The organism is Centipeda infelix ATCC 43532, assembly GCF_000234095.1.
GTDB lineage: Bacteria > Bacillota > Negativicutes > Selenomonadales > Selenomonadaceae > Centipeda > Centipeda infelix.
The window spans coordinates 1-761 of the sequence record NZ_JH376811.1 but is presented as its reverse complement, the minus strand read 5'-3'; the positions used below and the strand labels follow the sequence as shown (position 1 = coordinate 761).

At 48.4% G+C, this 761-nt stretch carries 3 protein-coding genes; all 3 read left to right on the top strand.

The features are described 5' to 3' along the window. Window positions 1-227: replication/maintenance protein RepL (locus HMPREF9334_RS12795; RefSeq protein ID WP_281042436.1), on the top strand; the 227-nt coding region annotated here is incomplete at its 5' end. Further along, window positions 202-264 (top strand): hypothetical protein, encoded by a 63-nt coding sequence (locus HMPREF9334_RS12790; protein ID WP_281042438.1) that lies wholly within the window; start codon window positions 202-204, stop codon window positions 262-264. The genes HMPREF9334_RS12795 and HMPREF9334_RS12790, both read left to right, overlap by 26 nt. 7 nt (window positions 265-271) lie before the next feature. Beyond that, entirely contained in the window at window positions 272-517 is a 246-nt protein-coding gene (locus HMPREF9334_RS12785; RefSeq protein WP_342626176.1) for a replication/maintenance protein RepL, read from the top strand. Window positions 518-761 lie beyond the last annotated feature (244 nt).

Genomic DNA, 761 nt, shown 5'->3' with positions numbered 1-761 from the left:
GAAAACAAATGGCAGTAACCCGCAAGAAAGTCAAGGTAGTAGGAACAGAAACTTATATCAAGCAGGATACTGGAGAACTGCGAGAAATGCAGGTAATTGACATTGAGGAGCGCGACGCTAATTTTCATAAGCTCTGGCTCGGTCATTATTTTGAACAGTATCGACCTTATCGGAAACCAGAAAACGCGCCTTGCTTTCTGGATTCTCGACCATCTGGACAGCAATAATCTTCTGCCAATGACACAGAGGCAGATAGCCGAATAAAAGCGGTATCAGCTATCAAACGGTATCGAGGACACTACAAGCACTAATCGACAGTAACTTCTTGCAACGCATCAATCAAGGCGCATATCGCGTAAACCCAGACGTATTATTCAAGGGCGGGAAGAACGCAAGAATGAACGTGCTGCTGCAATATCACGACGCAGCAGCCGAAGGGGACGGCTCGAACGATTCCGCAGCCATTCCTGAAGAACAATACGAGGTATTCGCAGAGACAAAAAGCAAGCTGACTTGAATCCGATCGGCGCCGATGTGCGCCGATCTTATTTTTTTATCCGCCCATCGCGGCGGATCAGCGAACGAAGGTGAGCGGACAAAAATCGCCCGATACAATCGGGCGCGAACGGCGTTTCAGATTCTGAAATGCATAAGTGAGCTTCGAGCAATTCTGCTCGAAGGTGTGCACGAGTTTTCGCGGCTGCGAGAAACTCCTAAGTGCACATCGAAAACGCATAGAAATCTCCACGCGTGGAGATTTC